18 protein-coding genes and 1 pseudogene are annotated in these 19,918 nt (G+C 37.0%); 9 read left to right on the top strand and 10 right to left on the bottom strand.

Going from position 1 to position 19,918, the window contains the following annotated elements; translation table 11 throughout:
- Positions 1-117: 117 nt before the first annotated feature.
- Together IGL15_RS07090 and IGL15_RS07095 are read right to left on the bottom strand one after the other, a co-directional pair.
- On the bottom strand, positions 118-423 hold the full coding sequence (locus tag IGL15_RS07090) for a hypothetical protein (RefSeq protein ID WP_002286049.1): 306 nt from the start codon (positions 421-423) through the stop codon (positions 118-120).
- An 88-nt stretch (positions 424-511) separates the two neighbouring features.
- Positions 512-1,543 (bottom strand): Gfo/Idh/MocA family oxidoreductase, encoded by a 1,032-nt coding sequence (locus tag IGL15_RS07095; RefSeq protein ID WP_104765348.1) that lies wholly within the window; start codon positions 1,541-1,543, stop codon positions 512-514.
- Positions 1,544-1,749: 206 nt separating this feature from the next.
- On the opposite strand from IGL15_RS07095, the gene IGL15_RS07100 reads away from it, so the two are divergent.
- Positions 1,750-2,625 carry a MurR/RpiR family transcriptional regulator gene (locus tag IGL15_RS07100; RefSeq protein WP_104765347.1) on the top strand — a complete coding sequence of 292 codons (876 nt, stop codon included), beginning with the start codon at positions 1,750-1,752 and terminating at the stop codon, positions 2,623-2,625.
- Between the two features lie 151 nt (positions 2,626-2,776).
- On the opposite strand, the gene IGL15_RS07105 is transcribed toward IGL15_RS07100, so the two are convergent.
- Positions 2,777-3,619, bottom strand: coding sequence for a class C sortase (locus IGL15_RS07105; RefSeq protein ID WP_104873672.1), 843 nt, complete (start codon positions 3,617-3,619; stop codon positions 2,777-2,779).
- An 89-nt stretch (positions 3,620-3,708) separates the two neighbouring features.
- Here IGL15_RS07105 and IGL15_RS07110 point away from each other — a divergent pair.
- Positions 3,709-3,957: pseudogene (locus IGL15_RS07110) on the top strand (hypothetical protein); the annotation flags it as partial.
- A gap of 72 nt (positions 3,958-4,029) precedes the next feature.
- On the opposite strand, the gene IGL15_RS07115 reads toward IGL15_RS07110, so the two are convergent.
- The 3 genes from IGL15_RS07115 to IGL15_RS07125 are packed head-to-tail and all read right to left on the bottom strand — an operon-like array spanning position 4,030 to position 6,450.
- Positions 4,030-4,677, bottom strand: a complete 648-nt coding sequence (locus tag IGL15_RS07115) for a TetR/AcrR family transcriptional regulator (protein WP_002286057.1) — start codon at positions 4,675-4,677, stop codon at positions 4,030-4,032.
- A gap of 7 nt (positions 4,678-4,684) precedes the next feature.
- Positions 4,685-5,371, bottom strand: coding sequence for an ABC transporter ATP-binding protein (locus tag IGL15_RS07120; RefSeq protein ID WP_002286060.1), 687 nt, complete (start codon positions 5,369-5,371; stop codon positions 4,685-4,687).
- 5 nt (positions 5,372-5,376) lie between these two features.
- Positions 5,377-6,450: an ABC transporter permease gene (locus IGL15_RS07125; RefSeq protein WP_002286061.1), complete on the bottom strand. Its 1,074-nt coding sequence runs from the start codon at positions 6,448-6,450 to the stop codon at positions 5,377-5,379.
- 221 nt (positions 6,451-6,671) lie between these two features.
- On the opposite strand from IGL15_RS07125, the gene IGL15_RS07130 reads away from it, so the two are divergent.
- Entirely contained in the window at positions 6,672-7,346 is a 675-nt protein-coding gene (locus IGL15_RS07130) for a response regulator transcription factor (RefSeq protein ID WP_002286063.1), read from the top strand.
- Between the two features lie 4 nt (positions 7,347-7,350).
- Positions 7,351-8,691: a sensor histidine kinase gene (locus IGL15_RS07135; RefSeq protein ID WP_002297809.1), complete on the top strand. Its 1,341-nt coding sequence runs from the start codon at positions 7,351-7,353 to the stop codon at positions 8,689-8,691.
- 148 nt (positions 8,692-8,839) lie between these two features.
- Here the strand turns inward: IGL15_RS07135 and IGL15_RS07140 are convergent, their stop codons facing one another.
- Positions 8,840-9,826 carry a DUF2382 domain-containing protein gene (locus IGL15_RS07140; RefSeq protein ID WP_104765520.1) on the bottom strand — a complete coding sequence of 329 codons (987 nt, stop codon included), beginning with the start codon at positions 9,824-9,826 and terminating at the stop codon, positions 8,840-8,842.
- Positions 9,827-10,558: 732 nt separating this feature from the next.
- Between IGL15_RS07140 and IGL15_RS07145 the strand changes: the two genes are divergently transcribed.
- From IGL15_RS07145 to IGL15_RS07165, 5 genes are all read left to right on the top strand, one after another.
- The gene (locus IGL15_RS07145; protein WP_002302025.1) at positions 10,559-11,590 is read left to right on the top strand and encodes a tyrosine-type recombinase/integrase; all 1,032 of its coding nucleotides are present in this window, start codon (positions 10,559-10,561) and stop codon (positions 11,588-11,590) included.
- 108 nt (positions 11,591-11,698) lie between these two features.
- Positions 11,699-13,231 (top strand): AMP-binding protein, encoded by a 1,533-nt coding sequence (locus tag IGL15_RS07150; protein ID WP_086319259.1) that lies wholly within the window; start codon positions 11,699-11,701, stop codon positions 13,229-13,231.
- Between the two features lie 138 nt (positions 13,232-13,369).
- Positions 13,370-14,182 carry a hydroxymethylpyrimidine/phosphomethylpyrimidine kinase gene (locus tag IGL15_RS07155; RefSeq protein WP_002286068.1) on the top strand — a complete coding sequence of 271 codons (813 nt, stop codon included), beginning with the start codon at positions 13,370-13,372 and terminating at the stop codon, positions 14,180-14,182.
- Positions 14,172-14,657, top strand: a complete 486-nt coding sequence (locus IGL15_RS07160; RefSeq protein ID WP_104765519.1) for an ECF transporter S component — start codon at positions 14,172-14,174, stop codon at positions 14,655-14,657. The genes IGL15_RS07155 and IGL15_RS07160 overlap by 11 nt, the downstream gene beginning before the upstream one ends.
- Positions 14,658-14,679: 22 nt before the next feature.
- The gene (locus tag IGL15_RS07165; protein ID WP_002286070.1) at positions 14,680-15,225 is read left to right on the top strand and encodes a TIGR01440 family protein; all 546 of its coding nucleotides are present in this window, start codon (positions 14,680-14,682) and stop codon (positions 15,223-15,225) included.
- A gap of 72 nt (positions 15,226-15,297) precedes the next feature.
- Here IGL15_RS07165 and IGL15_RS07170 read toward each other — a convergent pair whose 3' ends face one another.
- The 3 genes from IGL15_RS07170 to IGL15_RS07180 form a co-directional block, all read right to left on the bottom strand.
- Positions 15,298-16,941 (bottom strand): glycoside hydrolase family 13 protein, encoded by a 1,644-nt coding sequence (locus IGL15_RS07170; protein WP_010724069.1) that lies wholly within the window; start codon positions 16,939-16,941, stop codon positions 15,298-15,300.
- Between the two features lie 128 nt (positions 16,942-17,069).
- Complete coding sequence (locus tag IGL15_RS07175; RefSeq protein ID WP_002286072.1) at positions 17,070-19,298, bottom strand: AAA family ATPase; 2,229 nt, start codon at positions 19,296-19,298, stop codon at positions 17,070-17,072.
- 32 nt (positions 19,299-19,330) lie between these two features.
- On the bottom strand, positions 19,331-19,810 hold the full coding sequence (locus tag IGL15_RS07180; RefSeq protein WP_002286073.1) for a DUF6530 family protein: 480 nt from the start codon (positions 19,808-19,810) through the stop codon (positions 19,331-19,333).
- Positions 19,811-19,918 lie beyond the last annotated feature (108 nt).

Genomic DNA, 19,918 nt, shown 5'->3' on the forward strand with positions numbered 1-19,918 from the left:
GGTACAACTTACAGTTGGATTTTTTTTACGACTGTACCGAACGATTTCTATCGAATGGATACAGAAAAAAAGCAGGTGACCAAATGTCTCCTGCTTTTATGAATTGATTTCGTCCGATCAATGATGATCATGTTTATTTTTTGAGGTCAGTTCTTCAAATTTTTCTTTGACATCTTCAACCGCTTTTTCGATATCTTTTTCAAAGTGATTGGGCTCATTAGGCTTTGTTTCCTCTTCTACAGAATTTGAACCAGATAAAGCTGTTTCTTTATTTTCTGTTTCACCAGAGTTTGTGCCAGCTAATGATTCTTCTTTGTCTTCTGTTTCACCAGAATTAGTTCCTGCTAAAGCCACTTCTTCTTCTGTTTTAGGGGCCATTGAACCTCTTAATCGTTTGTGTTTTTCACCGTCATAATTTGTCATGTTGGTTCCTCCTAGTAATTCTATACTTTTTCATCGTACAATAAGACAGTTTATGCGTCAAAAAACAAACCCGATTCTTACAAATATGTCATATTTTTCCTTCTGATTCTTGAATGCTTTTGATTCCTTCTTCCAAAATTTTCATTTGTAAGATTGTTTCTTCATCTTTGATGACTTTTTCTGCGCCATTAACTAATGTCTCGTAAATCCATTCGTAGACACGGCTGTAATCACCAACCTCGGAAATTACTTTTTCTTCATGATAACTCCCTTGTTCATCTATATAGGTCAATACACCATAATGTTCGGGCAAATCGATACCAAAGTCTTCATGATCAGGCATGTAAAACATTTTCAGATGTTCTTCTTGTCGATCTTTTGTTTGTTTCACGAACATCCCTTTTTTTCCGTAAACGACGAAACTTGGACGTTCTTTGATGCGGAAATAACTGGATTTTATCGAAATTTTCATATTTCCATAGAAAAAATCCAGATCGAAGTAATCATTCATTCGTCCTTTCCCTAAAAGTTGACGTACATCATAGCTGATATCATCTGGTTCGCCGAAATAAGAAAGAACTTGATCTACTGTATGACAAGCATGTCCATATAAATAGCTGTTCGCAGTAGAAAATTCATGCGTATTTTCTGGTACTTCCGGTCTGAAATAATCATAATGCATTTCTACTTCTAAAATATCCCCTAATTTTCCGCTTTCGATTACTTTTTGGACTGTCAAGAAATCAGAATCGAACCGTCTGTTTTGGTAACATTGGATAAATAGCCCTTTTTCTTTTGCTAATGCAAATAACTCTTCTGCTTCCTTTGACGTTTCTGCAAAAGGTTTCTCTACTAGTACATTCTTACCATGTTCGAGTGCCATTTTTCCATATTCATAATGAAATTGACTAGGTGTAGTGATGACAACTAATTGGATCTCAGGATCATCCCAAAGATCAGACAGCTGATCAGTATATTCGATGTCTTCGAATGTTTTCCACACTGGTTCAGATGGGGAAAAAATTTTTTTGATATTGATTTTGTTCGTAAGTTTTCTTGAAAAAGGCAAATGATAGCGATTTGTACTCTTTCCATTGCCAAGATAAGCGATTGTAAGCATGAGTGGTGCCTCCTTTTATTGATGTTTTCAGTATATCCTAGAAAAGCGCAGAAAGTATTTATAATAGCTATTCTGGTAAAAAAGTTCAGAAAAACACTTGTTATTATTCGGTTTGATGAAATTAATGTTCAAAGTAAGGATAAAAATCAAAAAGATAGTAGCGGAACCAAGTGTTTATCAGTAAGATAGAATTTGGAGGTCAGATCATGCTTATTGAAGAAAAACTAACAAAACAAGAGTTGTTTACCACGACAGAGAAACGGATTGCCGATTACATCCGTAGGAATATCGAAACTGCAGTCTACATGACGATTGAAGAATTAGCAAAAGCTACGTATACTTCCCATTCAGCTATCATTCGTTTATGCAAAAAAATGGGATTCAGCGGATTTAAAGAATTCCGTTTCGAGCTGGGGCGGGAAGTTCATCAATTGATTGCTCAGTTCAATCAAACGATTGATCCTAATTTTCCTTTTTCAAGTGAAGATAGCACTCAGCAAATTGCAAAGAAAATGGCGGATTTATCGATCCAGTCAATAAAAAAAGCACAATTGCAGATTGAACATGAAGATTTAGATCAAATCGGTAAAGTATTGAACAAGGCACAGCGAATCTTTCTTTTTGCAAAAGGTGATTCTCAAATCACGGCAAGGAAATTCCAGAATAAAATGGTCAAGTTGAATAAGTTTTTGATCATGGCTGAAGAATACAGTGATTCTTCTTGGAATGCAGCCAATTTGACTAGCGAGGATTGCGCCATTTTTATTAGCTACAGCGGTCGCATCCATCATTATGAACGAATAATGACCTATTTGAAGCATGTAGAGGCCCCTACCTTGCTGATTACCGGAAATCAGCATTCAGAAATGGCTAAACAGGCTGATATGTGTCTTGTTATATCGCAGGAGGAATATGATTTTGCTAAAGTAGCGACTTTCTCCTCTCAAATTGCCTTCGATTACGTATTAAATACGTTATTCTCAGTGATATATTCTCAAAATTTTGAAGAGAATATCCGCAACTTGAAAAACAAACAAGAATTGATGCAAAAAGGCCTTCTTAAAGAATATCGGAAAACTTAAGAAAAGATCCTCATTTAGTAATAAGAAAGATAGTGTTTGATAGGCTCTCTTTGATATCATCATAAAAACAGGCTGAAGTTTTCTTTTTCAAACTTCAGCCTGTTTGTTTACGGAACGATTCGAATAGATATATTATAGAAATGAGGAATAGCTAACTTCTGTTTCTTATTTTGAACGATTGACGAAAAAGATATATAAGAAGGAGGAAAATCAGTATACATGCAGCTAACAATCCATACAGGAAAAATCGTTTGTTCTCGGATACTTTCTGTACTTCTTTTTGAACTTCTTTTGCATGATAAGGAACCCGGTGCCCTCTGACAAGTAAGCGATGACTGTTGACCATATAAGGTGTACAAGTTAGGAGTGTCACGAAATCCTGCCCTTTTTCGATTCTCAGATCTTTTGTATCAGTCGGTTCTACCGTCTTGATCTGATCGACTTGATAAGCGAGTGTCCGTCCATTGATTTCGATATAGAAAGAATCACTTAAAGTCAGTTTCGGTAAGTCTGTGAACAACTTTGCTTGAGGCAGTCCTCGATGGCTGGAAATAACGGCATGTGTATTTTCTCCCCCCGTAGGATAAGACGTTCCTTCCAATAATGAGGCACCTTTTTCTAGCAGCACAGTATTCGTTTCATCAAAAATTGGCAAATGGACATTGATCTCAGGGATCGTCAAAATACCGATCGTATGTTTCTCAAAATAGGTTCTATCCTTTTTCGCAGGTTCTTTTTTCTTAGTAAAGGGATCTGCACCTGGATTTCCACCTTCTTTTGCTAATTGCTGGTTTTTCTTTGTCATGTTTTCTTGGATTTTAGCCATGACTTCTTCATTTTCTTTGACCGCTTGTTGCTGATAATGAGAGATGATCTGCTGATCCAGATAATTATTCAGCGCGTCGCTAACAAATGGATAAGCTAGTATCCCTATTCCTGAGAGAAGCAAGAAAAGCATCAGCAGATCTAGAAGTTTCCTTTTCTTTGGTTTCATTTGTGTTCTCCTTGTGATGACTGTTTGATAATAAAAGAAAAAGGAGCATTTGCGTAATCCGCTGCTCCTTTTTCCAATTCTTGCAAAAAATCAGTGACTTAAGTCTTCGACATAGTCAATATATTGAAGAATATATCAGTGATATTCTTGCTGTGCATAAAATTCACTCTGAGACAACTGCTATTACTGAAGATCAGCTGTCGAAATACAATCTTCTCGAGTATGATCTGATCGTTACGAATCAACCCATTTTGAATGCCCATGTTCCTCATATATTGATTGATGATAGTGTGTCATTCGCAAATGAAGAAGAACTCATCCGCTTATTCGAGTTATGAATAATCAAAAAACAGCTATGTATAAACCACCCTGATAAAAATTTCAGGACAAATTCACATAGCTGTTTCTTTTTATTGTATTCCTTCAGCAATCCAACGAGATTTATAGCGAAAGTCTTTTAACAACTCTTCTTTTGTCCAATTATTTGCAATGAGATCCGTCAATGTGTTCATTACGAGGGTCATGGAAAAGTATAGGAAACTAACTGCTTCTTCCGACGATTGAATGGAGAAATGATTGATTCTTAATAATTCCAGCCATTTTTCGTTCATTGGAGAATCAGCCGATAGTTCTCTACGTTTGGTTGTCTGCTGATCATTTCGCTGTGTTAACAAGTATAACCTTTGCCAATAGATACTTTCGTGATCTAAGTCGCAGCACCACTCTAAATATTTTTCGATCCCCAAAAAGAAATGTTGTTTGTTTTCGCTAATGAATTTTAAGATATCTTGATGGACTATGTGAGAACTGCTTTTGATCGTATACAAATAAGCATCTTCCAAATCTTGAAAATATTTATAAAAAGCACCGCGCGACATCCCCATCTTGTCAACGATCTCTGAGACTTTGACTTGGCTGATGTGCTGTGAGCAAAATATCTCCAGTAATAGGTCATCGATTCTCTGTTTCTTTGCGTTCGATAAATTGAAAAAAGTTTCTTTTGGCATCCACATCTCTCCTTTATCTCTGATTATACGTGGATAGCCCTTCATTGTCATGAAGGATTCATTCCTTCTTTTTCTCTTCTTCTGTCAAGTACCCATCTTCCATTCGATAAACGCGATCACTCCATTGAATCATACGGACATCATGAGTAACCATAATAGTCGCTTTTTGTTTCTCATGAGCTTCTTTAACTAGTAATTTGACGACTTCATATGCATGATCGGTATCCAAACTAGCTGTTGGTTCGTCTGCTAAGATCAAGCTTGGCTCATTATATAAAGCGCGAGCAATTGCCACTCTCTGTCTTTCTCCACCAGAAAGGTCTTTAGGATAACTATTTTTAAGTGACTGGATATCTAAAGATTGCAGCAAGGAATCGATTTTTGTTGAATCTTCTTTTTTTGAAGTAACTTGGTCAACTAGTTCAAATTGTTCCTTTACCGTTAAAAAAGGAATCAAATTAGAGCTTTGGAGAATAAATCCAATTTCTTTAAAGCGTAAATCTGCTCGTTTTTTTTCTGGAAGCTCAGTTAGTGAGTGACCGTTGATCACTATTTCTCCGGAAGTCGGTGTTTGCAATCCTCCTGAAATGGTAAGGAAAGTACTTTTACCTGAACCAGAAGGACCAATGATGCTGACGAATTCTCCTTCCTTTACATAAAAATCAATTGCTTTCAAAGCTGAGACCTTTGTATGACCAGAACCAAATGTTTTGGTAACTTTTTTCATCGTTAATATTTTTTTCATTTTTATTAACCTCCTATTGCTGTAATTGGGTCTACTTTGGTTATCGTACGTATCGAAAACAATCCGCCTAGCATTGCGACAATGATCAAAATCCCACTATATAGCAACCATTGTGACCAAAAAACAGCAAAAGGCATCGCGCTTGGTAAAATCAGACTAGTCAAATAAGCAAACAAAAGAGCAAGCAGAACGCCTACCACCCCAACAATAAAGGACTGTGCTACTAAAGATTTAGCGATGAAGAAATTTTTGATCCCTTGTGCTTTCATTACTCCAAAAATAGCAGTCTTCTGAAGTGTCATCACGTACATGAAAATACCGACCACGGCAGCAACCACTAAGAACAAAAAGTATATCATCGCATTTAAGGTCATATTTTGGGCAGAATAGCCAGGAATACTTTCAATGAATGTCCCAATAGTTAATAACTGTAGACCCTTCGATGCTTTTTCTTTCGAAATTTTAGCTGAATCCTTTATTACGATCCCATTGATCGGCTGTTCTTCTTCAGAAGCAAACGGCTGTTGTCCATACTTCAAAGCAGTCCACGTATCTAGGGACGCATAGATGACGGGAGAAACTGTGTAATAAGTTTCAGGAAAGATACCGACAATCGTCAAAGGATCGTCGTAACTGCCAATTTTGATCGTATCTCCAATTTTATAGCCTGAATCAGCCAGATTTTGAGAGATGATGATTTCATTCTTTGTTTTAAATTCATGCCCTTTCGTGAGTTTTGGTAATAAAAATGCTTCTTTCGTTGTGCCGAAAACTGTAACATTTTCTTTGTTTTTTCCTTTGATTGCTCCGCTGTACAATCCGATTGGTGCTTTCTCTCCTCCTTCAATGTATTTCAGATCTCCTCTTGTTAATTGTGAAGCTGCAAATACTTGATTTGCATCCTCCGACAAAACAATCTCTTGTGCGTCCCAATCATCGATTGCTTTTTTAAACTCTTCTGAAAGTCCATTCGCTAGTCCTGACAACATGAATACGACATACGCAATCAAGAACATAATACCGACGATCAAGCCATATCGTAATTTAGAATAGCGAATTTCTTTGATAGCTAGAAACATTTGTTTTTCCTCCCTATGATAGATTGATAGTGACAAAATGTCACTCGTTGAATAGTGTAACTCCAAAGTGACATTTTGTCACTTATGTTGTTTTTTTCTTATCAATAAATTGTCTAAGACATCTTTCGATAAAACCTTAACATGAGTCATAAAAAATTTATTTAAGTCTTATTTATGCTTTCCATGATAAACTAAAGTGACCAAATCAATGAGGTGGGAAAATGATTAAACTATTAGTAGTAGAAGACGATAAAGTATTATCCAATAATATAAAAGAAATACTCGCTGCAATCGGCGAGATAACACAAGTTTATGATGGTAGTGAAGGACTGTTCGAGTTGGAAAGTGGAGTTTATGATCTTGCAATCTTGGATTTGATGATGCCGGAAATGAATGGATATGAAGTGTTAGCAAAAATACGGAAAGAAAAAATACAGACTCCAGTATTGATTTTGACTGCAAAAGATAGTTTGGAAGATAAGATTGAAGGATTTGAACGAGGTGCAGATGATTATCTAACAAAACCTTTCTATCGAGAAGAACTGATCATGCGCGTGAAAGCATTATTGAAACGCTCGCTAGGTCTCTTTGATGAAAATGTTCTGAAGTATAAGGATATCAGTTGTGATTTAAAAAGCAATGAAGTCTTGTATAAAGAACAAGTTTTGCCCATACAAGGAAAAGAGTTTGAATTGCTCGTTTATTTTTTACAAAATAAGGGAATCATTTTGACAAAAGAGCAGATATTTGACCGGATCTGGGGATTTGATTCTGATACGACGATTACAGTTATTGAAGTTTATATGAGCAACTTACGAAAACATCTGCGAAGTACTGGATTGGATAAAGAAATCAAAACCTTACGTAATGTCGGTTATATACTGCAAAGAGTGTGATGCAATGAATGGAGATATTACACGAAAGCAACGTAGTCGCTTTTTTGCGACAAATGTAGCAGCATTTGCTTTTATCTTTTTTCTTTTGGGATTCATTACTTTACAGATATTAAACCAATCTGCATACAGAGAAACAGATCTGTCATTAGAGAAAATAAATTTTGATTCTCGAACAGTACAATTAGAGATACAAAGATATCAGCAAGGCGATCCCTTTTTAAACCCGACTCAAACGGAACAAAACAGAACAAACATGGAACAGCCATTAATGGAACCATCAAATGACCGTTTTAACACTCAAGTGATCTTGTGGTCTAAAAATGGTGAGATATTGAATAAAGCAGCTATTGGTGGGCGTTTCAACCAAATCAAAGAATTAAAAATGGATACGAAAAATCTGAATACCATCCAAAATATTGAATTAAATGAAGACAGTGGCTCATCTGCCCTCTCTTTCCGTTCGATTACGAAAAAAGCGGAGACGAATCAAGATGGCGTTGCCTACATCCAAATTTTAGAAAATACAAATCAAATCAAGAATTCATTAGCGACTTTTCGCACGATTATGATTTTGTGTATGATTGTTTTTTGGATTCTCTCTATTGGTATCAGTTATTACTTGTCTAGTCTAAGCATGCGCCCTATTATTCTTTCTTGGAGAAGACAAAAAGAATTTGTTGAGAATGCTTCTCATGAATTGCGCACACCGTTAACGATTATTCAAAATAGTTTGGAACATCTTTTTACCAAGCCTAATCATACTATTATTGAAGAATCCGAAAGCATCGCTCAAGCATTGTCAGAGACGAGGCGCCTCACTGGATTGACTTCGGATTTGCTGACAATCGCTCGGAATGATTCTGATCAGCAGCTGCTTTCAAAGCAAATGATCAATACACAAGAATATATCGAACAACTTGTTAAACCATTTCAAGAGATGGCCACCATAGATGGAAAAGAGTTTATTCTCCATAACGATGCAACATTAGAAGTACCAATTGACGAAAAAAAAATCCATCAAGTTTTGGTTATTTTGCTGGATAATGCATTAAAATATACGAATCCAGAAGATAAGATCATTTTGGACTCATCTGTTAACCATAAAGAATGGCTGATTCACGTAAAGAATACTGGCCCTTCTATCAGTGAAGAAGATCAAGCAAGGATTTTTGATCGATTTTATCGGGAAGATCAATCTCGGGCGAAAGAGACTGGCGGATACGGGCTTGGCTTGGCAATTGCAAAACAGGTAATCGAACAGCATCATGGACAAATTTCTGTATCCAATTATCTTCCACAAGGAGTCGATTTTAAAGTCCAATTGCCGTTGAAGCCTAAAAAATAATGCTTATCCCTAAAAAAGGGCTGTGACAAAAATCTTGTCACAGCCCTTTTTTGTTGCGAATAAACGGTGTTCCAGAAGTAGCTTCTTCGGAAATAAGCCGAAATTTCTTTAAGCTGACCACTTCTGTCACAACCTCTTTAGCTTACGCTTACGATTTTTTATTGCGGTCTTCAATGTGTACATCACCGCTTGTGTCAATATCCAATTCTTCTCGGCTAACATCTTCTGTCACTTTTTCAACATCTTCATGTTCTTCTTTATGAATCCCAACTTCTTCACGAATAACTGTATGTTTGCTTACATCTACTTGCTCTTCTTTGATTGGGATAGTAATCGTGTCATCTTCCAAGTTTTCGTCTGTTCCCTGTGAAGATTGATCTGTTACTGGTTTGCGTTCGATGACGATTTCTTCACGTTTGACCGGTACTTCTACCGTTTCAGTATCGTTGACCACATGTTTGTGGATGTCCACTTCTCCAGTTGTCACATCATGTGTATTTACATCTAATTTTTCTTCTTTTAGTTGAATTGTATCATCATCTAGATTTGGTTTGCAATCGATGTCTTCAGTCTTGCTTGTACCCATTGTATCAGTCTCGCCAGGTACGTCCATCGGATCAGTTCCTGGTGTCATATTCAATGGATCCGTTGTATTTTGAAAGCCTGTCGTGCCACCTACGTCCATTGGATCTGTTCCAGTGCCAGTTTCTAATCCAGTCCCCATTGTGCTTGCTGGGCTAACAGTATCTTGTGTATCCATTGTATCTTCTGTTGTTTCTGGCTGACGATAGCCTTTTACTGTGATGACAAATTTTCCATCAGAAATATCTCCTCTATATTGATATAAAGGATCATTTTCTGGTGTAGCCGTCTCAGAATCATAGGTATCAAAAGAAAAAGTATCTTTTATTTTTTCCCATAAAGAACGGTCTTCTTCACCATCCATCCGATTTTCATCTGTTTCAACATCTATACCAGACAATCCGTCAAATCCTAGTCTAGATGCTGCTTCATCAGTAGTATAAATAACGATATCATCTCGTTCATACCCTTCGTTACGCAACCGTTCAATTACTGATAATGCTTCTTCCCTCGTAATATAGCTTCCGATGACCGTTAAATTTTTCTCTTCCATGTAAATTCCTCCTAGCAAATAGATTTATGATTGGTATATTGTTACTTATAAATTTATTCTATAGGAGACGATTGTTTTCTACAAATATTTAGATTGGAATTTGATTAAAACAATTTAATTGAAATTTGAAAATATTTATGTTAATGAAAGTCATATTCTAATAAAATGTCATTTGTTTCTATATGAATTTTTATGAAAAATTTCATATAATTTCCACTCGTTGTGATGGTTTAATTTATCCAATCCATCAATAAGCAAACAACTTATATAAAAAAGGATTAATTCTCAATATAATTGCTCCTACCATAGAATAAATCTTTATGTAAAGTAATGAAGTACCAACTATTTCTAATACTTCTTTAAGAATTATCCCGACAATATCGTTAGACAAACCATTATTGAATAAATGGAGAGCCAATCGATTCTGAAAAAATGTTTTCTAATTTTTCGGAAATAAAAGAAAGAGCCTCCTGCCATTAGAACGAACCAAATCCATTTCATTGCTCATGAAGTAACCACATAGCTAAAAAGAGGATAAATCAATTAAAAGATCAAAAGAATGACTGCACTAATAAAATAACTAAAAATGTATCTTCTTACTTCATATCTTTTAGCTAGTACTTTTAAAAGACAGTTAAAAATTTGCTTCCTAAGATCAAGACAAACTGTCTATCTTCATTTAATGAAATGCGGTAAAATATAGAAAATGAACACTATTGGAGGGAATTTGTAATGGACAGCAAAACTAGAAAACAACTGCAAGAAAAGTTAAAGCAACGTACACACTTGCTCCCTTCCGTCTTTCAACAGTTTTTAGAAGAAAATCGTTCTTCCCTTTCATTAGGCAGTCGCTATGAATACGCAAAAGATTTTCATCTGTTTACTGATTATTTGAGAAAAGTATTTTCTGAAGAAGTGGATGATCAGCTGATTATCCATTTAGAAAAACAAGATTATCAGAATTTCTTAGCTAAAATCTATCGACATACTCGTTCGTTCCAAACTACAGCGAACCAAGAAACGGAGCAATTGTTTGAAAATAGCTATTACGGGATTTCAAGGAAGCAATATTCATTAAATCATTTTTTACGATTTTTGTATCAAAAAGGACTGATTGAAGAAGAGATTTCTCTTTTGGGTACAAGTTTACCGGAAACAACCAAAGCAGCTCCGCGATATATCGATGCAGAACTTTTCAAAGATTTTGAGCATTTGTTTATCCCGATTGAAGGCTTTCGAACAAGCAGAGAAGCTAGCTTTGAAGAAAAGAATCGACCGAGGAACCTTGCAATTACTGCCATTCTTCTGTATTGCGGATTAAAGATCCATGAAGTAGTAGAACTTAAACGTAAAGATGTATCTTTGACCAAGCAGATTCTTAATCTGAATAGAAAAGAAAACAGACTGAATAAAGTACCAATACCAAAAGAAGCGATGCCGTTTCTGGAGAACTATTTTGAGTTAACAGCACAAAATACGGACGAAAATTCTTTTGTTTTTCGTTCCTCACATGATCAGCAAATTTCTCCTCGGACTATTCGCCAAATTTTGAGCAAAATTACAGTATATAAAAACGTATCGCCAGAACTATGCAGAAAAACATATCGTTATTATGCAGAACTATATTTAGATGATGCTGACGCGGTAAATTATTTATGTGGTAATCGATACCTCTCATCCCATTCTTTTCAAGATATCTGGGAAAAGATGGTTGATTTTTCTTATCACGAATTAGCGGCATTCGTTCAGGTTTCTTCCATATAAAACAAATGTATGATCTTTTTTTCACAATAAACTATGTTATTATATAAAGGATTATGTTACGATTATCTTGAATTTGTATATTACTTAACAAAAGATAATGGAGTGTGAATGATGGAGACCATAATGTATTCCCCTTTGAACTTATTTACGAATTTTCAAGAAGCTGCAGCTAACTTTTCCGAGACCCCGATTATCTTTGATGAGCCACTTTCAGCTTTCCCAGAATTAGGACTTGAAACAACTTACAAAAAATGCTGCGAAAGTGTGTTGAAACGGGCTTATCAATTGGCTCATCTTGGAGTGAAATCCGGAGACAAAGTTATTATTTATAAGAGTTCCGCTTTTGACACATACCTTCTAGCTGTTTCTGTGTCTTACCTTGGTGCAGTGCCTGTCATGACTTCTTATCATCTACCAACAACAACAATGGAAGTATTTATCGATCGTTTAGAAGACCCTTTCATTTTATTTGATGATGAGACAAAAAAGCGAGTGAGAGAAATTTCAAATGGAACAAAATCAAAACAGATTCCTATTCTTTATTTAATGGAACAACCTGCTTTGTCTGTTTCTCAATCATTTTTAGACAAAAATGAAATTTCTTATATGACTCATACTTCTGGTACAACTGGTATCCCTAAACTTATTTGTCATTCTGCTCATTCTATGGGATGGCGGACGAAATGGCAAAAAACAGTTTTCACAAAAATTTCGGAAAAGAAATTAATCGCTTTTCACATCTCTCCAGTGCATTCCAGATTCAATATTGGTATCTCTTCTTTGATGTCCATGGGATTTCCTATGATGCCTTTAGCAAACGCACAAAGTTCAAAAGTTGTTCATATGTTGGAAGCTCACCGGCCAATTGCACTAGAGACCCATCCGAATAACTTTGTTCAGTGGCGTTTTACTGCTAAGGAGCATCCAGAAGCTTTTTCGGGTATCCGATACTATCACTCCACTTTTGATGCTATAAATAACCAGACAATGAAGACATTTTTGCGAACGTCGATGGCACAGGATGCGGTATTTCTTCAAGTATATGGCCAAAGTGAATGCGGACCAATGATTCTTAAGGCTCATACACTAGAGAGTTTGAAAACAAGTGATGCAAGAGATATGGGCGTTGGACTGGAAGACATGACAAGCGCTCGGATTACAGATTCAGTTGGGAATGTCCTACCTGAAAACACAGATGGTCATATACAATTACTGTCTAAAGGACGGGCTTTGACTTATTACAAGGAAGATGCACGGTTCCAGGAAAATGTTTATGGCGATTGGTGGGATAGCGGAGATTACGGTTTTATGGATAAGCATGGCCACCTATTTTTGAAAGATCGGCAAGTGGATTTGATCGAAACGATCAATAGTACATTAGCTATTGAAGACTTTTTATTAGATTCGTTAGATTTTTTGGCAGAAGTAGTGATTGTAAGGGATAAAAATCATTCTCCACAACCGATTATTGCTTTAGCTCCTGATAAAGAAATGGATTGGAATCGATGGTGGGAGCAAGTCCATGAACTTCCTCGCTTGAACGTCCCTATCATCCGTGATTTTGATGCAATCCCGCGAACAGCTACAATGAAAGTGCAACGGCTTCAAATCGAGAAAGAATTAAAATCACAAAAGTCCTAACTATTTAAGGAAAGAAAGATCCATTTTGGTCTTTCTTTTCTTTTTGTTTTTTTAAATTGGATGAGATAAAAATATGCCAATTGGCTGTTTTTCTTTTTTGAAAATTTCGTTATACTCTTATTCATGGAGGAAAATGTTATGAAAAGAATCTTGACAATTGGCGGTTCTGATCCATTTGCTGGTGGAGGAATCCAAACAGATTTAAAAACTTTTGAGAATTTTGGTCTATTCGGACTAAGCGCCTTGACTTCTATAGGGGCACTAGATATTAATGAGCGATTTATGCTGGAATCTATATCTTTGGAATTGCTTAAACGACAGTTAGTTTCGATTGATAAAATGACTTCATTAGATGGTATCAAAATTGGGTTATTGAATTCAAGTGAAGCAATCATGGTTGTTCGAGACTTCATAAAAACAAAACAAAATATCCCAATCATTTTAGACCCTGTTTTGGCATTCAAAGAAACTGAAGCTGTGATCAATCAATTGTATATTTCGCAGCTCATCGAAGAACTTTTTCCACTTGTTACGATGATTACGCCTAATTTGGCAGAAGCTGCTTTACTTTCTGGTCAAGCTCTTCCCTCTTCGTTAACAGAAATGATCCATCTCGCTAAAGAACTCACTGCTTCAGGAACAAAAAACATTGTGATCAAAGGCGGCACAAGGATGGCTGGAGATGAAGCTGTGGATCTTCTCTATTCAATTGATCATTATGAGGTATTTTCTCATAAAAAAATCGACACTACAACAGTAAACGGGGCCGGTTGTGCCTTTTCTTCTGCAATAACAGCGAATCTTGTGTTAGGGGCAGATTTTACCAAAGCAGTAGCAGAAAGTAAAAAATTTGTTGCCCATTGTATTTCTAATGGCGTGCTGATGAACGATCATACCGGAAGCGTCTGGTCTGGCGGTATTCAAAAAGGAGGAATGAGAAATGAAAACTAAGCAATTAACGATCTATGCTATGCTGATTGCGTTGACAGTTGCCCTTTCATTAACAATTTTGATCCCTGTACCGGCTACGAATGGATTTGTGACATTATGCGAGGCCGGGATCTATACCGCTGCTTTTCTTTATGGTCCAACGGGTGGATTAGTTGTTGGTGCTTCCAGTGGTCTATTGATCGATTTGATTTCAGGATATCCGCAGTGGGCAGTTTTTTCATTAGTGATCCACGGGTTACAAGGATATGTTGCTGGTTCTTTCAGCAAATCTTCTACTCGTATGTGGGGATTAGGGATTTTATTAGGAAGCTTAGTTATGATCATCGGCTATGGTATCGCCGGTTGGATTTTATATGATTGGCCGGCTGGAGTGGCTTCTATACCAGGAAACATCTTCCAAAATCTGATTGGAATGGGACTTGCCTTTCCTATAACTGCAAGTCTTCAACGTATTCAAGCACGGAAGCAATATTAATTGAAAAAGAAGGTTTTAGAAAATGAAGTTGTCAGAAAAAGAATTAAAAGACCAATTGACTGAAATAGTTAATGACATATTGGCTGAGGCACACTTGAAAAAAGGTGATCTTTTTGTTTTAGGATGCAGCACAAGCGAAGTCGTTGGAGGACATATTGGAAAAAATTCCAGTGCGGAAGTTGGTCAATGGATCATCCGTACGTTAAAAGAGTTGTTGGATCCTAAAGAAATTGCGCTAGCTGTCCAAGGTTGTGAACATTTGAACCGAGCATTAGTAGTAGAACGAACAGTGGCAGAAGCAAAAAATTTCGAAATTGTCTCTGTTGTTCCTGCACTACATGCTGGAGGTGCTTGTTCTGTTGCTGCTTTTGACCAGTTCAATGATCCTGTCGAAGTGGAACACGTAGTTGGACAAGCCGGTATCGATATCGGTGACACATCAATCGGTATGCATATCAAACATGTCCAAGTACCAGTCAGACCTCGTTTGAAAACCCTTGGACAAGCTCACGTGACAGCCCTTCGCTCTCGTCCTAAATATATCGGTGGTCCTAGAGCGAATTATTGAAATGAGTAATTGACAGAGCAATCTGAAAAACTTCCTCGCAAAGTCCAACTAATGAACTTTAACGAGGAAGTTTTACTTGTTTGTTTTATATAACCGAGCTTCATAAGGTGCTAGTATGCCTTTAGCTTCAAATTCTCCGCTAGAGGAATTTGACAAGAGTAATGTCCAGGACTGATCTGCTTCTTTTGGAAGTTCATAGTCAGCAAGTGATTCTGTTAAGTTTACCATAATAAGATATTGTTCATCTTCTAAATATCTTTCATAGACATAAAGTTGTGGATGTTCATGAAGATATTCTTTATAAGAACCGTATATCAGACCTTTATTGGTTTGTCTAATGCGGATCATGTTCTTATAGAATTGCAGGACCGACTCTGGTTCATATTCTTGTTGTTCTACATTGATCGTTTTGGTATTTGGATTAGTGATCAGCCAAGGTTCATGTGTAGAAAAACCAGCATATTGTTCCGAAGTCCATTGCATGGGTGTCCTGCTGTTGTCTCTCGTTGTTTCACGAATGATATCCAATGCTTCTTCTCTTGTCTTACCTTCCGCAAGCAGCCTTTTATAAAGTCTTTTCGAATCTACTGCATCAACTTGATCGATCGATTCAAAGGGCATATTCGTCATTCCGATTTCCTGTCCTTGATAAATAAATGGCGTACCTTGCAAAAAGAAATACATCATAGCGATTGCTTTTGCAGACATAGCCCAAAACTCGGGACGAGTATCTCCAAACACTGAAACGGCACGAGGAACATCATGGTTTTCCATATATAAAGCGTTCCATCCGATACCATCCAATGAAGTTTGCCAAGCGCTTAATGCATGTTTCAATTTAAGGACATCTAATTGCCCTTCTTTTTCTTGCTGCCAGATATGGATATGATCAAATTCGAATATCATATCGAAATAACCGTCTTTCCCTACCCATTGTGGTCCTTCTTCTGCAGTGACACCACTTGCTTCTCCGACAGTCATGATATCGTACTCTTCAAAAACATGTTTCAAATCGGTCAAATGTTCTTCGATTCCTGAGACATTTTGAAAGGGTGAGAAAGGGTTCTCTGTGGCTTTTACTGAATATTCATCTTTTTTTACATGAGAAATCGCATCTAAACGAAATCCATCTATCCCTTTATCCAACCACCATCGGATCATATTGAATAGTTCTTCTTTCAATTTCTCGCTTTCCCAATTTAAGTCTGGTTGTTCTTTTGCAAAAACATGCAGATAATACTGTCCAGTTTCATGAGAATACTCCCAAGCAGAACCGCCGAAAATCGATGTCCAATTATTCGGTTCTTTGCCATCTACCCCGTCGACCCAAATGTAATAATCGCGATACGGGCTTTCTTTAGATTTTTTCGATTCTTCAAACCATTGATGCTGATCCGAACTATGGTTGATGACAAGATCCATAATCACTTTGATCCCTAATTCATGTGCTTCTTTTAGCAATAAATCAAAATCTTCCATCGTTCCGAATCTCTCTTCTATATCTTGATAGTCACTTACGTCATAACCATTATCGACAAATGGAGATTGATAGATCGGATTGATCCAGATAAAGCCGATACCAAGATCTTTCAAATAATTAAGTTTTTCACGGATCCCATTGATGTCTCCTTGACCATCGCCGTTGCTATCTTTGAAACTAGCAGGATAGATTTGATAGCCTACTGCTTCTTTCCACCATTTTTGTTCTTGTATCATATCGTTTCACTCCTTTAACGGTCCCTCTTGATTATAACCGATTCTATTTTAGAAGTATCCTTGTTACCGGTAACTAGAAACGAAAAGCTCAACGAATCTGCTAAGTGCGTTCGTTGAGCTTTATTTTATCATAGATAGCGGGCAATCAGTTGAATCATTTGCTTGGGAAATTCATTCAAGTCAGTAATATCTACAAAACGACTTTCACCGTAGATTGACTTGATTTCTTCTTTGTCTTGGCCAATAGCTGCGGAGACAAATAAGATTCCTTGACGCTCATATTCTTTCAAAACAGACTGGATATCTTCTTTTGCTTTTTTGCCTGTATAATCCGGCAACGCTTTTGGCTGACCGTCACTAATATTAAGCAACAGTTTGGTTGTTGCGGATTGTCTGTTTAATTTTTCTGCTGCTAAACGAAGTGCCGCACCATCACGATTGTTTTGCCTTGGTTTCATAGTGACTAATTTTTCATTTAACCATTGAAATCCGTCTTCAAATTCTTTATAAGAAAACAAAGAAGTCTTTTCTCTTGACGAACGGTCTGCTGTATCTCCGTAAATCAACAATGGGATATCGACTTTCTTAGAAAATTCGGCAATGGCAATCGCTGCTTTTTTTGCCGCTTCGATCCGATCATCCCGTATCATTGACCCAGATTCATCGATCCGTACAGCTACCGCTAAAGAAGGTTGCTCATGTGGCGGGTTCTTTTTGTCAAAATTTCTCAAATCACCATATGCTACTTTGCTTGCATTGAACCGCTGACCTTCGTATTTTCCTTTTTGGTACGTCTCTGTTTGTTCATTATCCAGTAACTCTAAAATTTGCCGGCTAAGTGATTCTACTATTGGCATTACTTGCATGTGTAGCTCACGTGCTTCCGGCGTTTTTCCTTGGAAAGCTGGTCGGTGAACGATGAGACCTTCTTTTTCATGAATCGTTTCCTTCATGATTTGTCGCGCTTCTTTATTCAGTTGCTTCTTGATTTCCTTATCATGTGCTTCCATGTCAGAAGCAGACATTTCTTGAGAATCATCTCCTGTTTGTTGTTCTTTTTGATTTTTTCCTTCGATATCGCTACTGCGTTCTTTTTGCATTTGAGGAGGAATCTCGTTTTTTTCTATTGTTTCTTCTTGTTTCTCTTCTCCCTCATTTGGTTCTTCAGCAGACAACGATTTCTTTTCATCTAAGCGCAGAATTTCTTCAGCATTTTCAGTGATGTTTCGTTCATTTGCTTCTTCGGCGCTAATGGTTCTTCCTTTTGTATGCTCAGATTGAGGATGACCCCATTTTTCTTTTCTCAATATGTCCTGAAGTTCCAGTAGCAATCCACTGTCAGACAAAGCTTGTTCAAGAATTGCCAATTCATCTGAATCAGTGGATAATTTATACAAAACTTTTGGATAAATCGACTGGAGTAAATCTTGTCCTTGCTTATAGGTATTTGCCCAATAAAAATAAGAACGCATTCCTGCTACACCTTTGATGGCGTTAGCTTTTGCAGTTTCATCCAACAAACGGATAATCTCTGCCATCTTTAAGAGAAGTTCTTGTTTTTGGATCATAGTTTTCGCCATCGCACGTTCTGCCATGACTTCTAAGGCAGGAAGATCCATTTTTTCCGCATGTTGCATCCGATCTCTTAAAGATTCATTTAATGGGCGATTTCCTTGGTAATTTCGATTTGTAGTGATCACAATGACGCAATCTGGATGGCGACGAATGATTCCTGTCGGTAAATTCAACATCCCATTTGGTTCGAGCGCTGAGTTAAGTGCCACAAGAACAGAGGCATCTCGGATGACAGTCGGCTCTTGAATCTCTAATAAATATCCTTTTTCAATCGCTCGAACGATTTCAGAAGGGTAATAGCTGTAATGGATTGCATCTGGATAATCAGCTTCGATCCTTTGAACTAGCTCTGCTAATTTTTCTTTAGCAGAAAAAGGATCAATGCCGTAATGGTTCTGGATCAGTGTCAGTACAGCTTCAAGTGTATCTGTTTGGTAAATAGCTTCTAGTAATTCTTGGTCTTGTTCCTTATTAGAATCTACTACAGGTAATAAGGCTCCGAAAACATCTGATTTGTCCATATCTGCAAAACAGGTCACTTTTGTATAGGGAAGTTGCAGATCAGCAGATAGTGCTTTGGCTAATTGTGTCTTCCCCGACCCGGCATCTCCTTCCAAAAGTACGTTACTGATTTTCATTTCAGGATCTTGCCAATTCCCTTTGATTTCGGAGGCGATCCGCCATTCTTCTGCACTTGTCCGATGGCTTTTCGGTTTCTTCCAGATCATTTGCTTTTCTAGCCGTGAAAAGGTTCGGTTTTCTGTTAGTGAGAAATTCTCCATGCTTCTCTTCCCCTTTTGATCATCTCTGTCTATTAATATCCTAGCTCATCTAAAAGACGTTTTAAAATACGGAATCGTTCCCCAATCAGTTCTCCGTCTTTTTGTAGTGTATCGTAATACAAAATGATGTCTTCATCGATCTTTGGATTTTTGGTATCTACTTCTACCGTCATTCGGTTCCCTTGTAATCCAATGATGTCTACGACTGGATTTTCTGGATCATAAAATTTTTCATAACGATAAGCATCTTGGAAGTATAAACTTCCTTGCGCAGCTAAGATCGCTAAATCTAAAATACGTGTGATTGGTAATTCTTCCGACTGTCGTGACCATTTTTCTCCAGTATGTCGCCATACCTTGCCTGAGATATCGACTTTTCCACGATCATTCCACTGAGCAAGGCCCAGTGAAAGCCCTTTTGCATCCGTATTTAATGCATTTCTTCCATCAACTTTATCATAGTCTTCTACAACGATTACTGGTTTATGTTTTAAATTTGTTGGTATTTCCATTATTTTAACTCCTCATCCTTTTATTTTTAGTAAATAAGTAAATTAGTAGTTTACTCATTTACTAAACTATATGCGACATTATAGAGGATTGAAGTGAGGATTGCAAAG

The organism is Enterococcus sp. DIV0436a, assembly GCF_051711605.1.
Taxonomy (GTDB): domain Bacteria; phylum Bacillota; class Bacilli; order Lactobacillales; family Enterococcaceae; genus Enterococcus_B; species Enterococcus_B faecium.